Genomic DNA, 18814 nt, shown 5'->3' with positions numbered 1-18814 from the left:
CTCGAGAACGCTCTAAGCGCCCGGCGGAGGCGCGTTGAGGCCCGGCGCCACCGCCCGAGCCCTGCTTCCGCCGCCGGGTCCTGCCCCGATGGCCAACTGGGGACGCCCTCTCATTCCGCCGCTCCGGCCAGAACGGAGGGGTGCGGCGCGTCCCAGGCCGTGGCGAGGCTGCGGGCGAAGCTGTCGTGGAAGCGCGCGCTGTCCACGATCTCGCGGTGGGTGACGCCGGGGATGACTTCCACCTGGTCCACGCGGGGCGAATAGCGGCTCCAGTCCACGAGGTCGAGCCCGCGCGCCACCGAGTTCTCCGCCAGCCACACCCGCACCGGCACATCGAACGGCGCCATGGAATAGCGCCGGTAGAGCAGGGTGTTGTCGATGAAGGTCCACAGCTCGTATTCCCGGCTGCCGAGGCCCGGCCCGTCCGTGGGCAGGTCGCCGCCGATGGTCTCGACGTAGCGCAGGAACTGGGTGAACAGGGTGTCGTCCATGCGGGCGAACAGGTTCTCCCATTCGGCCCGCATGGGCGCGCGGTCGAGCCAGGTTGCGACCTGCGCGGTAAGGCGGGCGCGGTCGGCGGACGCGATGTCGGCGAGCCGGCCCACGGCGAAGTTCACGTCGAGATTGCACACGTCCAGCATGCCGACGAAGCCGATGTCCACCTCGCCGGCCAGAAGCCGCGCGGCCTCGAAGGCCAGCACCCCGCCCCAGGACCAGCCGAGCAACGTGGCGCTGCCGCCGGCGCATTCGGCGCGGATATGGGCGGCGTAGCGCGCCGCGATGTCCTCCACCGACACCACGCTCTTGCGCTCCTCCGTGAGGGAGTAGCACACGAAGCCGGTCACCGGCTGGTCCGGCCCCAGCCGCCGCACCAGCGGGGCATATTCGCGGGTGTTCACCATGAGGCCTGGGAAGCAGTAAAGCTTGGGCCGGCTGCCGCGCGGGTTCAGCCGCACCACCTGCGTCGTGCCCACCGCGTCGGCATCGATGGCCGCGGCAAGGCTCGCCACATCCTGGTGGCTGAACAGCAGCGGCACGCCGATGGTCTTGTCCGGGAAGCGCGTCTTCAGGGCATTCAGCACCCGGAGCGCGGCGAGGGAATTGCCGCCGAGGTCGAAGAAATTCTGGTTGGCACCCACGCTGGTGCGTCCCAGCACGTCGCACCAGATGGCGGCGATGGCCTGCTGGGTCTCGCCCTCGGGCGCCATGACGAGATCCTGCGTTTCAGGCGGGGCGGGCAAAGCGGCGCGGTCCAGCTTGCCGTTGGGAGTCACTGGGAAGGCGTCGAGCACCACGATGCGGCCTGGCACCATGTAGTCGGGCAGGCGGCGCAGAAGGGCGGCGCGCAGCGGCGCTTCTTCGGCCGCCGCGCCCTCGACGGGGGTGACGTAGGCGACGAGCCGGGGCGCTGCCCCGTCGGTGCGTAGCATCACCAGCGCCTCGCGCACCGTCTCCTCCTGCCGCAGCTGGGCTTCGATCTCGCCGGGCTCGATGCGGAAGCCGCGCAGCTTGATCTGCTGGTCGGCGCGGCCGAGATATTCAACGGTTCCATCGGCGAGCCAGCGCACCCGGTCGCCGGTGCGGTACATGCGCCGGCCGGATGGGCCGAACGGGTCGGGCAGAAAGCGCTCGGCGGTGGCGCCGGGCCGGCCCAGATAGCCGCGCGCCAGCCCCTCTCCAGCAAGATAAAGCTCGCCCGCCACCCCGATGGGCACGGGCTGAAGACCATCGTCGAGCACATAGGCGCGGCGCTGGCCCACGGCGCGGCCGATGGGGGCATAGGGCCCGTCGAAGCTCTCGGAGGCCGGCACCCGCCAGGCCATGGGCGAGATCACCGCTTCGGTGGGACCGTAGCCGTTGATGAGCGCCTGCGGGCGCAGCGCCCGCTTCACCGCCTCGAAGCCGGCGCGGGGCATGGCCTCGCCACCGAAGGAATAGACCTGCACCGGCGGCGGATCCCCCGCGCTCTCCACCCATTCGGCGAGCTGGGCGAGATAGGCGGGCGGGAAGCCGGCGTGGGTGACGCGATGGCGGGCTAGGGCATCCCGCGTTTCCTCGGCGCTCCACAGGCCCTGGTCGCGCAGCACGATGGCGCCGCCGAAGGCCAAAGGCACCATCCAGCGCTCGTGGGCGCCGTCGAAGGCGAAGGACAGGAAATGCAGCTCCCGCGTCTCCTCGCCGGTGCCATAGAGCGCGCCGGTGGCGCGTACATGCATGGCGAGGGCGCCATGGGGCACGCCGACCCCCTTGGGCCGCCCGGTGGAGCCGGATGTGTAGATGACATAAGCGAGCTGCTGGGGGTGGATCGTCAGCGGCGGCGCGGTGTCCGGCAGGGCGGCGAGATCCAGCCGCTCCAGCACGAGGGCGGTTATGGCTTGCGGCAGCGCCGGCCCGTCCGCCTCCACAAGGGCGAAGGCGGCGCCGGAATCGGTCACCACGTCGGCGATGCGCTCGGCCGGATGGTCGGGATCGAACGGCACGAAGGCCGCTCCCGCCTTCAGTACCCCAAGGAAGGCTGCCACCGCACCCGGCCCGCGCTTGAGGCCCACCGCCACCCGCGTCTCCGCCGTGACGCCAAGGCCAAGGAGATGGTGGGCGATGCGGTTGGCGCTCCGCTCCAGGTCGGCGAACGACAGGGTTTCATCCCCGCAGATCACGGCTGGCGCATCGGGACGGCGCCGCGCCGCCTCGGCGATCAGGTGGGGCACCAGATCATCCGCGAGGGGCAAATCTCCCGGCCAGGGCGCGGAGAGCTGGTCGAGGGTCGCCGCATCCACCAGCGGGACGTCGGCGATGGCGGCGTCGGGCACGGCGAGGCAGCGCGCCGCCAGAGCGAGGAAAAGCTCCGCCATCCGCTCTACGGTCGCCGCCCGGAACAGGTCGCGGGCATAGCCGAAGGCGGCGATTATGGCGCCGTCCGACTGCTCGGTGGTCTCCAGCACCAGGTCGAAGGCGATGGCACCGGTGTCGCGGGCCACGGGGGACAGGGTGAGGCCGGCCATGCGGGCGGGGCGCTCGTCCACCAGATGGCTGTGCATCACCTGGAACAGCGGGCTGCGGGCAAGGCTGCGCTCGGGCTGGAGCGCCTCCACCACCTCCTCGAAGGGCGCGTCCTGAAGCGTCTGGGCATCGAGCATGGCGGCCCGCGCCGCGTCGAGAAGTTCGCGGTAGCTGATGGCGCAGCAGATCTCGGTGCGGATCACCAGCGTGTTCACCAGCAGGCCGACGAGGTCGTGCGTCTCCGGCCGGTCGCGATTGGAGGCGGGGATGCCGAGCCGCAGGTCGCGCTCGCCCGTCAGGCGGAACAGCAGGGCCAGCAGCACGGCCATGAGCCCCATGGCGGTGCTGGCGCCGGCCTGCTGCATCAGGTTGCGCAGGCGCGCGGCCAGCTCCGGTGGCAGGGTGACGGCGTGGCGCCCGCCGCGATGGCTCTGGGTCGCCGGGCGGGGCCGGTCCGTGGGCAGGGCCAGGAGCGCGCCGCCGTCGCCGAGGCGGGTGCGCCAGCCTTCGATCTGCCGCGCCATCTCGCCGGCCTCGAGCCAGTTGCGCTGCCAGACGGCATAGTCGGCATAATGCAGGGGCGGCAGTGCAAGCGGCGCGGGTGTGCCGGCGCGCCGGGCGGCGTAGAGCGCCATCAGGTCCCGGAGCAGCACGGCGAGGGACGCGCCATCGGAGACGATGTGGTGCTGGGTCAGCAGCAGCACATGGGCGTCCGGCGCAAGTCGCACCAGCGTGGCGCGGGTGAGCGGCCCGGCGAGAAGATCGAACGGCCGGGCGGCGTCGGCGTCGGAGAGGGCTTTCAGCCGCGCGGCCGGATCGGCGGTGTCGGAGAGGTCCACGTGGTCGAGAAAGACGGGTGCCGTCTCATGGATCACCTGCTCGGGCACGCCGTCCAGGGTCAGGGTGAAGGTGGTGCGCAGGGCCTCGTGGCGGGCAGCCAGGTCGGCGAAGGCGGCTGCGAGGGCATCGGCGTCCAGCGTGCCGTCGAGCCGCAGGCCCCCGGCGATGGTGTTGAGGGCGCCATTGCCGCCCATCTGTTGTGCCACCCACATGCGGTTCTGCGCGAAGGAGAGCGGCGCGCGCCCCTGCGGGCGAGGCGCCGCCGGGATCGGCAGCAGGCGGAAGTCGACGCCGGCTGCCGCGAGGGCGTCCAGGAACTGGCGGCGCTTTTCGGGTGCCAGCTGGGCGAAGCGGCGGGCGAGGTCGTGCGGCGAGGGGGCCATGCTCATCCCTCCAGTTCACCGAGCAGCGCATCCATCTGCGCCAGGGCATCTGCGCCGAGTGCCGGTCCGCTCGCGGCGGTGGTGGCGGTGTTTACGGCGGCGCGGGCATCGGTGGCGCGGGTTTCGGCCAGCACTACAGCGAGGCTGCGCAGGGTCTGGCATTCGAACAGGCGGCGCACTGGGACCTCCACGCCGAGCCGTTCGCGGATTTCCAGCCGCACCTGCGTCGCCGACAGGGAATGGCCGCCGAGGGCGAAGAAATTATCCTCGCGGCCGATCTCCCCGGCACCCAGCACGTCGCGCCAGATGGCGGCGAGGGCTTCCTCGTCGGCCCCTTCCGGCGGCGCGGAAAGCGTGGCGTTGGCGCGCGGTTCCGGCAAGGCGGCGCGATCCAGCTTGCCGTTGGCGGTGAGGGGCAGCGCGTCGAGGGCCACCACATGGGCCGGCACCATATAATCCGGCAATCCTGCCTGAAGCCGCTCGCGCACGGCCATCGGATCGAGCTTGCCGCTCGCCACCACATAGGCCACCAGCGCCGGCCCGCCGGGAAGCTCCCGCACCACCACGGCGGCGTCGGTGATGGCAGTATCGTCGCGCAGGCGCGCCTCGATCTCGCCCAGTTCGATGCGGAAGCCGCGGATCTTCACCTGACCGTCGCCGCGACCGAGATAGTCGAGGGTTCCGTCCGCCCGTCGCACAGCCTTGTCGCCGCTCAGATAGAGCCGGCTGCCGGGCGGCCCGAACGGGTCCGGCACGAAGCGCGCGGCGGTAAGGCCCGGCCGCTTCAGGTAGCCGGACGCGAGGCCCGCGCCGCCGACGCACAGCTCGCCCGGAACGCCGACCGGAACCGGGTCCAGCCGATCGTCGAGAAGATGCAGCGTGAGGTCGGGGATCGGCCCGCCGATGGGGCTGCGGCTCGCGCCTGGAACGTCGCCGGGACCGAGCGGGCGGTAGGTGACATGCACCGTGGTCTCGGTGATGCCGTACATGTTGACGAGGCGAGCCGTGATGCCGAAGCGCTCATACCAGGGGCCGAGTACGCTCACGTCCAGCGCCTCGCCGCCGAAGATGACGTGGCGCAGGGCGATGTCCGGCGTCTCGGTCCGTGCCAGCGCCGCCTGCAGGAAGGGGCGGAAGGCGGAGGGAGTCTGGTTCAGCACGGTGACGCGCTCGCGCACCACGAGGTCGAGAAACTCCTCCGGGGCGCGGCTCACCGCGTGGGGCACTACCACCAGACGCCCGCCAAAGCTGAGGGCACCGAAGATTTCCCACACCGAGAAGTCAAAGCCATAGGCGTGGAACAGGGTCCACACGTCATCCGGCCGGAAGCCGAACCACGGCGCGGTGGCGGAGAACAGGCGCGCCACATTGCCATGGGTCACCACCACGCCCTTGGGCGTGCCGGTGGAGCCGGAGGTGTAGATGACGTAGGCGGGCTGGTCCGGGTGCGGCGACGGCCAAAGGCGCGTCGCCGCCGCATCCTCCTCGGCCTCCCCATAAAGGTCGAGGGGGATGTGTCGCAGCCCGGTCTGCGGCAGATCGGCAGCATTGGTCGTGTCGGCGAGGATGCAACGCACGTCGGCATCGGCGATCATGTAGGCGCGGCGCGCCTGCGGGTAGATCGGATCGAGGGGCAGGTAGGCCGCCCCGGTCTTCAGGATGGCGAGGAGCCCTGCGATCAGGGCCGGTGAGCGCTCGGCGCTGATGCCGACGATGTCGCCCGGCCCCACGCCCGCCTCCGCAAGACGCCGGGCGAGGCGCTCGGCGTGGCGGTCGAGATCGGCATAGGTGAGAACGTCCGCGCCGCAGGTGACGGCGGTGGCATCCGGCCGCAGGCGGGCCTGTGTGGCGATGCGCTCATGCAGCGGCGTCAGGTCCGCGCCGGGCGCGGTGGCAGCGCCGTGGGCGCGGGCGGCTGTAATCTCCTGCGGCAAGGTGAGGGAGAGGGCGGAGAGGTCCGCCTCCGGGTTCCCGGCCAGCAGGTCGAGGGCCAGCAGCAGGCGGTTGGAGAGTTGCTCCATCGCGGACGGCGAAAAGCGCTCGGCGTCGTAGCTCCATGCAAGGCGCGGCTCGGCGTCGGTGATGACGCTGAGGGTGAGGGGGAAGTTGGTGGCCTCCTGCGAGATCACCGGGCCGAAGGCCAGCCCCTCCACCGTGCGCGCCTTCAGGGCGGCGTCCATGGGATAGTTCTCGAACACCAGCAGGCTGTCGAACAGGGCCTGCCCGCTGCGTCCGGCCCAGCGCAGGATGTTCACCAGCGGCGTGTCCGCATGGGCCGTGGTCGCCACGCTCTCCGCCTGAACCTCGCGCACGAAGTCCGCCACCCGTCCGGACGCCGGCACGGTGAGGATCGTCGGCACGGTGGCGATGAACAGGCCGAGCACGCTTTCCATGCGCGGGTCGTCGTCCGGCCGGCCGGAAACGGTGGTTCCGAACGCCACGGCGGGCCGCCCGGTCATGTGCTTCAGCACCAGCGCCCAGGCCGCCTGGAACAGGCTGGCAAGGGTCACCCGCTCAGCCTTTGCCGCCGCGGTCAGGAGCTCCCAGCGCTCCGCCGCCAGAGGCACCGCGAGGTGCCGGTGAACGGTCGGGGCCGTGGTCGTGGCGGCAAGCAGGGATGGCTCCTCAAGCCGCGCCAGCCGCGTGCGCCAGAAGGCCTCGCCGTGGGCACGCGGGGTGGCGAGGGCCGCCACATGATCGCGGAACCGTGCCGGGGGCGGGGGCACGGCGGCGCCCGCATAGTCGGCGAGCACTTCCGCCAAGAGGCGGGCGGAACTCCAGCCGTCCAGCAGCAGATGGTGGGCGGTCCAGATGAAATGGTGCGCGTCGGATCCGAGGGGCACGAGGCGGACGCGCATGAGCGGCGCCGCATCCAGCGCGAAGCCGCGGGCGCGGTCGTCTTGAGCGATGGCGTCGAGGGCGGTGGTGTCCGCGGCGTCCATGGGGGCGTGCCGGTCCACGGCGAACGGCACATGCCGCCGGACCGCCTGCAAGGGTGCGCCGAGGTCGGCGGTCCACAGGAAGGCGCTGCGCAGGATATCGTGGCGCGCCACCGCGCGTGCCCAGGCGGCGGCGAAGCGCTCAGCATCGAGCCCGGCGATGGTGACGCGCAGCTGGTTCACATATGCGCCATCTCCTGACCCCTCCAGCGCATGGAAGAGGATGCCCTGCTGGGTCGGCGTCAGCGGGTAGAGGTCGTCGATCTCGCGCCAGGGCAGGGCGAGCTTGTCCAGCGCCGGCTGGGAGAGGCCGGCGAGGGGGAAGTCGGAGGGCGAGGCGCCGTCGCCGTCGAGGGCGGCAAGGCGGGCAAGGTCGGCGGCGATGGCCTCACTGAGGCGGGCAAGGGTCGCCTCCTCCCAGCGCGCGGTGGAGGTGGTGAGGCGCAGTTCGGCGCCGGCTTCCGTCTCGCTGGTATCCACGATCAGCTCGGCGCCGAGGGGCAGGTCCGGATCGGCCGAAAGGTCCATGGCGGCGAGGGTGAACAGGGCGCCGGCGCGACCCGCATCCACCCGTCCGAGATGGTTGAAAATGAGCGCCGGGGCCGGGCCCAAGGCGTCGGCGACGGCACGGCGGGCGGCCTCCTTGGTGGCGAGCAGAGCGCGGCGCAGGTCGTCCTCCAGCGGCATGGTAGCCGTGGCGAGGGCGGTGAACCAGCCCACGGTGCGGCTGAAATCGGCGCCCGGCACCAGGTCCCGCCCATGCCTCTCGATGCCCACCGTGAGCTGGGGCAGGCTGCGCAGGCGTCCCGTGGCCCGCACCACGGCGGCCAGCAGCAGGTCGTCGAGCCGGGCATGGTGGGCGTGCGCCACCTGTCGCAGCGCCTCCACCTGCGGGGCATCGAGGGCGAGGCGGGTCAAGCGGCGGTGGCCGAAGGTGTTCGCGCCCTCGGGATGGTCGCAGGGCAGGGCGATGGCGGGTACCGGGACGGTTGCCGCCGGCCGGTGCAGGGTGCGGACGGCGAAGGGCGTGCCGGGGCCGGGCGAGGCGAGGGGGCGGCCCTGTTCCAGGTCGAGATAGGCGCTTCCGATCTCGTCCAGCAGGATCCGCCAGGAGACCGCATCCACCACTAAATGGTGGGCGGTGAGAAACAGCCGCTGCGTGCCGTCGTCGAGCTTCGCCAGAAAGGCACGGAACAGCGGGCCCGCGGCGAGGTCGAGCGCGCTTTCGAGGGAGGCGAATAGGGCGGCGGCCGCCTCCCGGTCCGCCGTCGCGACCACGGCGAGGGGCGGTGTCGTGGCCGCATCAGCCTCCTCCTGCCGCCAGCCATCCGGGGTCCGCGTGAAGCGCAAATGGAGGGCGCCGTGCTGGTGGGTCACATGGCCGATGGCGGCTGCGAGATGGCCGGCATCCAGCGGCCGGGTGGGGGAGAGCACCACGGTCTGGTTGAAGTGCTGGAGGCGCGGCGCGCCGCTATCGAGGAAGGCGCGCTGGAGCGGGGTGAGGGGCAGGGGGCCGCCCGGGGCTTCTGGTGCCGCCGGCGTCTCCTCCCGCCGGGCGGCACCGGCGAGGCGGGCGATGGTCTGGTGCCCGAACAGGTCGCGGGCGGACAGCACCAGCCCGGCGCGGCGGGCGCGGGCGACGATCTGGAGGCTCAGGATGGAATCCCCGCCCAGCTCGAAGAAGTTGACGTCGAGGTCAGGCAGGTCCGGCAGGCGCAGCACCTCCGCCCAGATGCGGGCGAGCAGCCTTTCGTCGTCCGTCTGCGGCGGGCGGCCCTCGGGTGCCGGGGCGGGGCGCTCGGAAACGGGCAGGGCGGCATAGTCCACCTTGCCGTTGGGGTTCAGCGGCAGGGCCTGAAGTACCACAAGGCGGGACGGCACCATGTGGTCGGGCAGGCGCCGGCTCAAGGCCTCGCGCAGCGCGGCGGGATCAGGCGCAATTTCGGCCGTCGCCACCACATAGCCCACGAGCTGGGCTGAGGCGCCCGCGGTCTTCAGGGCGACGGCGGCGGCGCCAACGCCGGGCAGCGCACGCAGCGCCGCCTCCACCTCGCCGGGCTCGATGCGGAAGCCGCGCAGCTTGATCTGCCGGTCGGTGCGGCCGAGATATTCCACCGTTCCGTCGGTGCGCCAGCGGGCCCGGTCGCCGGTGCGATACATGCGCCCGCCCGGCGGACCGAAGGGATCGGGCAGGAAGCGCTCGGCGGTGGCGCCGGGCATGTCCTGATAGCCGCGCGCCAGGCCTTCTCCGGCCACGTAAAGCTCGCCGGGGATGCCCACGGGCAGGACATTGAGGGCGCCGTCCAGCACATAGGCCCGCCGCGTGCCCACGGCGCGGCCGATGGGGGCGTGGGGGGTGTCGAGGCGGGTGGCCGCCGGCACCTTCCAGGCGAGGGGCGAGATCACCGCCTCGGTGGGGCCGTAGCCATTGATGAGCAGGCGGGGCTTCAGCGCGCTGGCGATGCGCGCGAAGCTCTCCGCCGGCATGGCCTCGCCGCCGAAGGACAGGATGTCCACGCCAGGGGCTTCGCCCCGCGCCTGCGCGGTCTCGGCCAGCGCATCGAGATAGGCCGGCGGGAAGCCGCCGTGGGTGGCGCGATGGCGGGCGATGGCGTCCAGCGTGTCGGCCGTGGCCCAGGGGGTACGGTCGGTGAGGATGATGGCGCCGCCGTGGATGAGCGGCACCATCCAGCGCTCGTGGGCGCCATCGAAGCTCATGGAGAGAAAGTGGAATTCCCGCGTGCGCTCGGAGGTCTCGTAGAGCGCGCCGGTTGCGCGGCAATGCATGGCGAGCGCGCCATGGGCCACCATCACCCCCTTGGGGCGGCCGGTGGAGCCGGAGGTGTAGACCAGATAGGCGAGCTGGTCGGGATGGGACGTCCTGCCCACCGGCGTCGTCGGACGGGACGACAGGCCGAGACGTTCAGGGTCGCACTGGTCCGGGTCAAGACTTGGCAGGCCCGGGGGGAAGCCCTCGCGCGCCAGCACCAGCTTTGTGCCCGCATCGGCGAGGATATGGGCGATGCGCTCGGCCGGGTGGTCGGGATCGAACGGCACGAAGGCGCCGCCGGCCTTCCACACCGCGAGCAGTGCGGCGATGAGCCCCGGCCCGCGCGGCAGGCCCACGCCCACCCGCGTCTCCGGTCCCACGCCATGGGCAATGAGCACATGAGCAAGGCGGTTGGCCTGCGCCTCCAGCGCGGCGAAGGATGTAATGGTGTCGCCGAAGATTACCGCTGGCGCGTCAGGCCGCCGGCGCGCTTGCAGGGCGATGAGGTCCGGCACCGGCAGGTCGGGCAGGGCGCTCCGGTCCGGCCAGGGGGCGGCACGGGCAGCGAGCGTCGCCTCATCCTCCAGCGCGAGCAGATCGAGCCGGGTATCGGGTGCTGCGACAGCGGCTCGCGCGAGGGTGGCGAAGGCGTCGGCGAAGCGGGCCACCGTGGCCGGTTCGAACAGGTCCAGCGCATAGCCGAAGGCGAGCGCGAGGCCGCCATCTGCGGTCTCGGCACTCTCCAGCGCCAGGTCGAACTGCTGGCCGCCGCTGTCGCGGGTGAAGGTGTCCACGCCCGCCCCGGCCCGGCGCGGCAGGTGGGTGTAGAGGGTCTGGAACAACGGATGGCGGCTGAGGCTGCGCGCGGTGCCGAGGGCGTCCAGCACCCGGTCCAGCGGCACGTGCTGGTGCGTTTGCGCCTCCATCACTCCGTCGCGGGCACGGCGCAGCACCTCGGCGAATGCCGCAGCGCCGTCCACATGCAGGCGCACCGGCAGGGTGTTCACGAACAGGCCCATGGTGTCGTGGCTGTCGGCCGCCACGCGGTTGGCGAAGGCGAGGCCCACGCACAGGTCGTCGGCGCCCGAAAGGCGATGCAGCAGCACGTTGAACAGGGCGAGCAGCGCCATGGGCAGGGCGGCGTCGGCGGCCGCCGCGAGCGCGCGCAGGTCGGCCGTCAGGGCCGGGTCGAAGGTGATGTCGAGCCGCCCGCCGCGATGGCTCGCCTCGGCCGGCCGGGGATGGTCGGCGGGCAGGGTGGTGAGGGCGGGGGCATTGGTCAGCCGGTCGCGCCAGAACGCGAGGCCGGCTTGGTCCGGGGCTTCCGCCGCCTGCCGGTGGGCATAGGCGAGGTAGGACCCGGGCGGCGGCAGCGTGGGGGCCGATCCTGCGGCGCGCGCGGCAAAGGCTGCGGCGAGTTCCTCGTTCAGAAGCGCAAGGGACCAGCCGTCGCAGATCAGGTGGTGGAGGGTGACGAGCAGTTCGTCGCGGCCGTCCGGCCGGCGCACCAGCAAAGCGCGGGCAAGGGGCGCGACCGCAAGGTCGAACGGTGCTTCCGCATGGGTCCTGGCGAGGGCGGCGTAACGGGCGCCATCCGGGTCGTAGCGAAGGTCGGCGAAGTCGAGCGGAAGGTCGGCGGCGGCCAGTTCCTCCTGCATCGTATCGCCGGCCTCCATGCGCAGGAAGCGCGTACGCAGCGCCCCGTGGCGGGCCACGAGGTCCGTGAGCGCGGCGGCGAGCGCGTCACGGTCGATCGGCCCAGGAAAGCGGATGCCGCCCGCCACGTGATAGGCGGCCCGGCTCGCCGCGCCGGCGGCCGCCTCGGAGAGGAACCACATGCGTCGCTGCGCGGGGGTCAGCGGCACCGGGCCATCCGGGATGGCCGCAGGCGGGGCGAATGCGGGTGCGGCCGCCTCGATCTGCTCCAGCGCGGCCGCGAGGCGGCCGAGGGTGGGGTGGCGGAACAGCTCCGCCACTGGCACATCCAGCCCGAGCGAGGCGAGGCGCGCCCGCACCCGCATGGCCTCCACCGAATTGCCGCCGAGGGCGAAGAAATGGCTGTCGGCCGTGAGATCCTGCCGCCCCAGCACCTCGGACCAGATGGCGGCGAGCTTTTCCGTCATGGCGCTGGCCGCGGGCGCAACCGGGGCGGTGTCGCCGGTCCGGTCCTCCAGCACGCCGTCGCGCAGGATGGCGAAGGCGTCGAGGGTGCCATCCTGATAGCCCCGCGCCACCGCGCTGCGCTGCAGCTTGCCGCTAGAGGTGCGCGGCAGTGCGCCGGGTTCCAGCAGCACCACCACTCGCGCGGGTTCGAGGAAGGCGTCGCCCACCACTTCCGACACCAGCGCCGCGATGCTCCGCGCCGACACGGTCTTGCGGGTGCGGCGGGAGATTTCCACGGCGACGCCGATGCCCTCGCCATCGTCGCAGGCCACCGGGAAGGCGGCAATGCGACCCTGCCGCACCAGATCCACCTCCCGCTCGATCACCTCCTCGATGTCGTGGGGATAAAGGTTCTGGCCGCGGATGATGATGAGGTCCTTGGCCCGGCCCGCAAGATAGAGCTGTCCGGCGGACAGGAAGCCGAGATCGCCGGTGCGCAGTATGCGGACCCCGTCCATGTCGGGGAAGGTGGCTGCGGTGGCGGCTGGGTTGTTCCAATAGCCCTGGGCGATGCTGGGGCCGAAGGCCACCACCTCGCCCACCCGGCCCTCGGCCAGCGGCGCGCCGGTGGCGGGATCGAGGATGCGCACGCCGTGGTCGGCCGCCGGCACGCCGCAGGCGACCACGCGGACCGCCTCGGCGCCTTGGCCCGGCTGCGCTTCTCCTTCGGCCAAGCGCGCGGCGTCGAAGCCGGGCGCCGTCAGGCCCTCGCCCCGCCGCCGGGCGGTAACGAACAGGGTCGCTTCGGCAAGGCCGTAGCAGGGGTGCAGGGCCCGCGCGTCGAAGCCCAAGGGCGCAAAGCGCGCGGCGAAGGCTTCCATGGTGGAGGCCCGCACCGGCTCGGAGCCGGAATAAGCGACCTTCCAGTCGGACAGGTCGAGCCCGTCCGCCTGTGCTGGATCGATGCGCTCGACGCACATGCGATAGGCGAAGTCCGGCCCGCCGCTGACCTCGGAGCGGAAGCGCGACATGGCCTCCAGCCAGCGCACCGGCCGGGCGAGGAAATGGCGCGGCGACATGAGAATGCAGGCGCCGCCATTGAACAGCGGCTGCAGCAGCCCGCCGATGAGGCCCATGTCGTGATAGAGCGGCAACCAGCTCAGGATAGTTTTGTCCGGCAGGATCGAGAAGCCCGCGCGGATGGCGGTTTCGTTGGCGATGAGGTTGCCGTGGCTCACCATCACGCCCTTGGGGGTGGAGGTGGAGCCGGACGTGTATTGCAGGAAGGCGATGTCGGGCGGGCGCGGCCGACGCAGGACGAAGCCGTTGCCATCGCCGTCCGCCACATCCTCCACGCAGAGCACCGCCGTGCCCGGCCGGGCGGCGAGAAGACTCTCGGCCGCGCCACGGTCGCCGGCATGGACGAGGGCGATGGAGGCGCCGCAATCGCGCGCCATGGCGGCGAGGCGGGCCTGATGCTGCGGCCGGTTGGCCTCGGGTGGGAAGGCGGGAACGGCGATGAGCCCGGCATAGAGGCAGCCGAAGAAGGCGCCCACATAATCGAGGCCGGTTTCCAGCAGAAGCAGCACCCGGGCGCCGGGCTCCGTATGGTCCTCCAGCCGCGCGGCGAAGGCCCGCGCCCTAGCGTCGAGGGCGGCGTAGCTCACGGTGCGCTCGCCGTCACGCGGGTCGTCCAGCAGCTGGAGCGCAAGCGCCTCGCCCTGGCGGGCCGCCAGATCGGCAAGATGGGTGGCGATGTCCGTGGGCTCGGCGGCGACGATGGGCAGGGGCGGCTGCGGCAGGTGGTTCACCACGTGGCTCACCGGGCGGCTCCGTTGCCGTCCGTGTCTGCGGCCATTTCGCCGTCCATGGCCCGGCGCAGGCTCAGGGGGCGCATGTCCGTCCAGACCCGCTCCACATGCTCAAGGCAGGCGGTCTTGGTGCCGGTGAAGCCGGCGTCACTCCAGCCGGCGGGCACGGGCCGGTGCAGCGGCCAGATGGAATGCATGTCTTCATCGTTGCGGACCACGCGGAACACCGCGTTCTCGTCATCGAATGCCATGGCAACCTTCGCGCCCGTCCGGGCGGATCATGGCCGGCGCCCTGCCGATGGGTGGGTGCGCCCGGCCTTAAATGGGGGTCGACTGGAAGACGAATGAGGCCTCGCGAAATTTAGGGTCCTCGCGTGGCGCATCGCCATCGATGCCGGAGCGCACATCGCCGGTGATCTGCCCGTTCTCCATGTGCACGATGCGGTCGCCGCAATCGAAGTAGCGGTCGTCGTGGGAGATCACGAGCACGCTCTTGCCCAGCGCCTTCAGCTCCGGCAGCAGCTCGCGATAGAATACGCCCTTGAAGGCGGGGTCCTGGTCCGCCGCCCATTCGTCGAACACCAGGAAGGGACGATCCTCCAGCACGGCGGCAACGAGGGCGAGGCGCTTGCGCTGGCCGGTGGAGAGGTCGCGGGTGGAGAAATGCCCGTCCTCCACGCTCACCTTGTGGGTCAGGGCGAGCCGCGAGATCAGCCGGTTGGCACGGGCATCAAGGTCCGGCGTGCCTGACAGGCCGACAAGACTCTCGAACAGGTGGAAATCGCCGAATACGGCCGAGAACAGGGCGCGCTGCGCGCTCCGGCTGGTGTCGTCCACGATGGCGCCATTGAGCCCCACCGTGCCGCTCTCCGGCGCGTAGAGGCCGGTGATGAGCTTGGCGAGGGTGGTCTTGCCGGAGCCATTGCCGCCTACCAGGAATACGATCTCCCCCGGCGCGAAGGCGATGTCCACGGGGCCGAGGCGGAACATCTCCGCCGTCCGCTCGTCCCAATAGGCGTGGGTGACGGCCTCAAACGTGAGGCTCTCGAACGGCGCGGGCGGGGCCGGTTCGGTGTCGCGGGTGGCAAGGGCCGCCTCGGTTTCGGCAAGGCGCTGGCCGGCGACGCGCGCCACAGCCAGCCGGGGCAGGTCCTCCATCACGGCGGCCAGCGGCCCGATGAGGAATAGCAGCACCACCGCATAGCCCGTCGCCACCGTCCCTCCGCCGGTAAACACGAACAGCACGAGGCCGATGAAGCCGAACACGATCAGGCTGCCCCAGGCGGAGCCCAGGGCCAGCAAAGTGATGCCGTGGGTGCGGGCGCGCCGCACGGTCTCTATGGCCGCGCCGAGGTGACGGGTGCGGAAATCCTCGGCCTTTGTGCGGTTGAGCTTCAGCTCCTTGGTGCCCAGCACCAGCGCCGAGAGGTGGGCAAACAGCGTATCCTGCCGCCCGCCCGCATGTTCCAGATGATGCCGCGCCCGTCCCGCAACCAGCATGTAGCCGGCGACCCCCAGCCCCATCATGCCCGCCGCGCCGAGGAAGAGCGGCAGGGACAGCCACGCGAGATAAAAGAGGCACCCGGAGATGGCGACGGCATTGGTGAACAGCACTGGCAGCCGCACCACCACGGTGGCGAGGGTGAAGACATCGTCGGTGACGAGGGCCTGGAGCCGTGCCGGCCCCACCTGCTCCACGGCGCGCAGGGGCGCGGCCTCCACCCGCTCGGCGATGCGGCTGCGCAAGCGGGCCAGCACTTCCTGCCCTAGCCGGCCGAACAGGATGCCCGAAGCCGTCTGCAACGCCACGGTCACGACGGCGACCGCCGCGAAGGCAAGCCCGAGGCCCGCAAGATCCGACACCTGCGGCGCCAGCGCCATGTTGATGAGGATGATGAGGGCGACAGCTGCGATGCCGCTCAGGAGGCTGGTGGCCACGGCGGCGGAGAATTCCACCGGGTTCTGCCCGAACACGAAGCCCAGAAGCGAGAAGCCGCTCGCTTGCGGGGGCCGCGCCGCAGTGATGGCGGCGTCCGCGGCGACGGGCGCGGGTGACGGGCCCATGTGTGTTCGGCTCCCTCGGTGACTTCGCGTCCGGACGCGACCGGACCTGAATCCCAAGACGCTCAGGGTATGCGGAAATTTAGGGGTGTCCTGCTCGGGCGCCGCCGCCGCGCCGGTGAAGTTGCGAGATGTTCCTAAATCGGTGCCCGGCGCATTCGTCTTATCTCCCGAAACCCGTTCGCCGACCGGAGGGACAGGACGCCATGGCCGCTGGAGAGATCGTCGCCGCCCATCGCGAGGGCGAAGGCATCGTGGCCCGGTGCGAGGACGGTTCGCGCCTGGTCCTGGCGCCGGACGCGGCGACGGGCGGCTTTACCCTGTCCGATGTTCGTGCGGCGGAGGATGCAACGGCCTTCTGCCTGCTTTTGCGCGCGCTGGAACAGGCGACCGCCCTGCGGGCCGTGCCGGTGCCGCTGCCCCTTCTGGGGCTCGATGCGGACAGGGGCGCGCTTGCCGGGGCGCTGCGGTCGCGCCTTCTCGCCGAAGGGCTCGCGGCCAGGAGCGGCGCGGGGCTCGACGTGTTCCCGGAGGCGTTTTGGCAGCAGGCTGACCTGTGGCTGCCGCAGGCGCGCCCGCCGTTCGCGCAGCGCTTCGCCCTCACCCAGGGCCGGCGCCACCCGGTGCGCCCGCCGAAGCCGGAAGGCATTGTTTACACGCGCTTTATTCCCTGGCTCGGCGCCCGCTTCGAGCTGCGCACGGTGGATGTGGCCACCGACCTCGCGGGCTTCAACCGCTGGATGAACGATCCCCGCGTTGCAGAGATCTGGGACGAGGCCGGCGACCTCGCCAAGCATCGCGCCTATCTCGAAGGACTTCAGGCCGATCCCCACATGCTGCCGTTGATGGGGACGGTGGATGGGGTGCCATTCGCCTATTTCGAAGTCTACTGGGCCAAGGAAAACCGCATCGCCCCCTTCTACGATGCCGGTGATCATGATCGCGGCTGGCATGTGCTGGTGGGGGAGGACGCCTTCCGTGGCCGGGCCTATGTGGCGACCTGGCTGCCCTCCCTCATGCACTTCATTTTCCTCGACGATCCGCGCACCCAGCGCATCGTCGGCGAGCCGCGCTCCGACCATCACCAGCAGCTGCGCAACCTTGAGCGCTCGGGGTTTGCGCGGATGAGCACGTTCGATTTTCCCCACAAGCGGGCCGCCCTGGTGATGCTACTGCGCGAGCGCTTTTTCGGCGATCGCCTGTTCGTGCCCGATGGTGCCCTGCCGGTTCCGGCGTTGGCGGAAAAGGCACCGCCGCTGCGCACTTTTACCGAGGCTTGACAAGGTTTTAAGCCCGTCGGCCTGGTGATGCCGGGCCGTGTTTCGCCAACTCAATCAGGAAACGCACCGGGAATTGCACCATGACCCTCAGAGAGAGCCATCCATTGCCCTCCACCCGTCGTCCCGCCGGGCCGAAATCCGAAGGCGAGGACTGGACTTACGACCTCGTCGGTGTCGGCTTCGGCCCCTCCAACCTCGCCATCGCCATTGCGCTGGCCGGGGTGGGGGAGGCCGGGCTCTCGCCCCATTTTATCGAGAAGCAGCAAAGCTTTGTCTGGCATGGCGGCATGCTGCTGCCGGGCAGCGACATGCAGATCTCCTTCCTGAAGGATCTGGCGCTGCCGCGCGATCCCTCCAGCCCCTTCACCTTTCTCGCCTATCTGCACGAGAAGGGCCGGCTGATGGATTTCATCAACCAGAAGACGTTCTTTCCCAGCCGATTGGAATTCAATGATTATCTGCGTTGGGCGGCGCGCCGCTTCGACCCGTGCGTCAGCTATGGCGAGGAGGTGGTGGCGCTGGAGCCGGAGGTGTCCGGCGGCGCGGTGGAGGTGGTGCGAGTGGTTTCCCGGGGGGCGGACGGGCGCACACAGGTGCGGCGGGCGCGTAACGTGGCGCTGGCCACCGGCGGCAGCCCGCGGGTGCCGGAGCTGTTCGCGCCGTTCCGCAACGTGCCGCGCATCTTCCATTCGGCCGCATACCTCTCGAACATCGACAACTTCGGGTTCGGAAATCACCCGGCCCCGCGCATCGCGGTGGTGGGCGCCGGGCAGAGCGCGGCGGAGATCTTCCTCGACCTTTCTTCCCGATTTCCCAATGGCCAGGTGGACATGATCGTGCGCGGGCATGCCCTGCGCCCCTCCGACGACACCCCCTTCGTGAACGAGATCTTCAACCCCGACTTCACCGACTTCATCTTCCACCAGAGCGAACCGCGCCGGCGGGCGCTGATCGCCGACTTCAAGAGCACGAATTACTCGGTTGTGGACGCCGACCTCATCGCCCGGATCTACAGCCTGCTCTACCAGCAGAAGGTGAGCGGGGAGGAGCGCCTCCAGGTCCGCCGGCTCACCCAGGTGACACGGGTGGCGGAGGCGGATGGGGCCATCGTGCTCGACCTGTCCATCGGTCCAGACGGGACCGAGGGCCGGTCGTTCTATGATGCGGTGGTGCTCGCCACCGGCTATGTCCGCGACAGCGGACGGGCGCTGCTCGCCGGGCTGGAACCTTATGTGAGCGTCGGTGCGGTGGGGCGCGACTACCGGCTCGCCACGGCGGCGGAGTTCCGGCCCTGCGTGTTCATCCAGGGCACCAACGAGAGCACCCACGGCCTCAGCGACACCCTGCTCTCGGTCCTCGCCACCCGGGGGCAGGAGATCGCCGAGGCGGTGCTGGCAGCCAGCTCGGCTTCGGGGGTGTCCGCGGCGCCAGTGCGGCGACAGCTGGGACGGGCCTGAGGCCCGCCCACCGGCTTTCGTCGTGACGGATCGAAACAGCGCGACGCTTGCACCTCGGGTGTCGCGCTGTGTCCATTGGACGTCCCGCGGGGCCGAGCCCATGGCCGTGAGGACCCGTGCCGGGATGGGTGCAGGTGCCGCACCGACCCTGCCCTGCCACGCCGCCCCGG

At 71.2% G+C, this 18814-nt stretch carries 6 protein-coding genes; 2 read left to right on the top strand and 4 right to left on the bottom strand.

The window, feature by feature from the left end; translation table 11 throughout:
• Positions 1–110 precede the first annotated feature (110 nt).
• From FBQ73_RS10385 to FBQ73_RS10370, 4 genes are all read right to left on the bottom strand, one after another.
• Positions 111–4223, bottom strand: coding sequence for a non-ribosomal peptide synthetase (locus FBQ73_RS10385; protein ID WP_138399403.1), 4113 nt, complete (start codon positions 4221–4223; stop codon positions 111–113).
• 2 nt (positions 4224–4225) lie between these two features.
• On the bottom strand, positions 4226–13858 hold the full coding sequence (locus tag FBQ73_RS10380) for a non-ribosomal peptide synthetase (RefSeq protein ID WP_246089650.1): 9633 nt from the start codon (positions 13856–13858) through the stop codon (positions 4226–4228).
• A complete protein-coding gene (locus FBQ73_RS10375) occupies positions 13855–14097 on the bottom strand; it encodes an MbtH family protein (protein ID WP_138399402.1) in 243 nt (80 codons plus the stop codon). The genes FBQ73_RS10380 and FBQ73_RS10375 overlap by 4 nt, the downstream gene beginning before the upstream one ends.
• Positions 14098–14164: 67 nt before the next feature.
• Positions 14165–15910 carry a cyclic peptide export ABC transporter gene (locus tag FBQ73_RS10370; protein WP_138399401.1) on the bottom strand — a complete coding sequence of 582 codons (1746 nt, stop codon included), beginning with the start codon at positions 15908–15910 and terminating at the stop codon, positions 14165–14167.
• A 203-nt stretch (positions 15911–16113) separates the two neighbouring features.
• Here FBQ73_RS10370 and FBQ73_RS10365 point away from each other — a divergent pair, with 203 nt between their 5' ends.
• The gene (locus FBQ73_RS10365; RefSeq protein WP_138399400.1) at positions 16114–17187 is read left to right on the top strand and encodes a GNAT family N-acetyltransferase; all 1074 of its coding nucleotides are present in this window, start codon (positions 16114–16116) and stop codon (positions 17185–17187) included.
• 80 nt (positions 17188–17267) lie between these two features.
• On the top strand, positions 17268–18644 hold the full coding sequence (locus FBQ73_RS10360; RefSeq protein WP_138399399.1) for a lysine N(6)-hydroxylase/L-ornithine N(5)-oxygenase family protein: 1377 nt from the start codon (positions 17268–17270) through the stop codon (positions 18642–18644).
• The last annotated feature ends 170 nt before the right edge of the window (positions 18645–18814 follow it).

This window comes from Xanthobacter autotrophicus (genome assembly GCF_005871085.1).
In the GTDB taxonomy this organism is placed as follows: domain Bacteria; phylum Pseudomonadota; class Alphaproteobacteria; order Rhizobiales; family Xanthobacteraceae; genus Xanthobacter; species Xanthobacter autotrophicus.
Note: the sequence above shows the minus strand (reverse complement) of the source record. Positions and strands in the feature narration are given on the sequence as shown.

Bases quoted from the DNA above. Each gene is read 5' to 3' on its own strand.
- FBQ73_RS10385 (WP_138399403.1), bottom strand. From the start codon at position 4,223: ATGGCCCCCTCGCCGCACGACCTCGCCCGCCGCTTCGCCCAGCTGGCA.
- FBQ73_RS10375 (WP_138399402.1), bottom strand. From the start codon at position 14,097: ATGGCATTCGATGACGAGAACGCGGTGTTCCGCGTGGTCCGCAACGAT.
- FBQ73_RS10370 (WP_138399401.1), bottom strand. From the start codon at position 15,910: ATGGGCCCGTCACCCGCGCCCGTCGCCGCGGACGCCGCCATCACTGCG.
- FBQ73_RS10365 (WP_138399400.1), top strand. From the start codon at position 16,114: ATGGCCGCTGGAGAGATCGTCGCCGCCCATCGCGAGGGCGAAGGCATC.
- FBQ73_RS10360 (WP_138399399.1), top strand. From the start codon at position 17,268: ATGACCCTCAGAGAGAGCCATCCATTGCCCTCCACCCGTCGTCCCGCC.